Raw genomic sequence first — 507 nt, 5'->3', positions numbered from 1 at the left:
CCCGTTTCGCGCGGTGGTCTTACCCAATGTCCTGCGTGAGCGGATGTGGTCGTGATGCCGGATCGGTGCATCGCACCACGGGGTTCGGCACGTGCGGTCGCGGAGGTCGATCAGCTTTCGCAGGCTCTTCGGGAACGTGCGCGCCTGGGATTCCATCGCGGTCAGCGCCCCCGACTGCGGGCACGAATACACCCGCCGCAGTGACGTCTCGGTGTCATTGTCGACGGCGTCGGCGACCAGCTGCCGGGCGATCGCGGCCGGCACCGGCCCGAGCCCCTGCAGCTGCGCGGCCTCGTGCCCGCCGGCCAGCAAGGTCTCGTCCGAGAGCACCAGGTTCACCGCCACCGGAACACCCGATGCCTTTGGTGCTCCGGTGCCGCGGTCGAACAGCAGGTCCACCATCAGCTGATTGCGGGTGCGGCCACCGCTGTTGCCGGTGGCGATCAGACTGTCCGCGTCCCGCCCCAGCGTGGCCTGCAGGCAGACCGCCTGCTCGACCGGCATCAG

Annotated in this window: 1 pseudogene; it reads right to left on the bottom strand. The window is 69.6% G+C overall.

From position 1 onward, the window contains the following. Positions 1 to 507: pseudogene (locus tag AZG88_RS54465) on the bottom strand (HNH endonuclease); the annotation flags it as partial.

Origin of the sequence: Rhodococcus sp. LB1, assembly GCF_001583455.1 — a bacterium.
Taxonomy (GTDB): domain Bacteria; phylum Actinomycetota; class Actinomycetes; order Mycobacteriales; family Mycobacteriaceae; genus Rhodococcus_F; species Rhodococcus_F opacus.
This window is presented reverse-complemented; position numbering and strand designations above follow the sequence as displayed.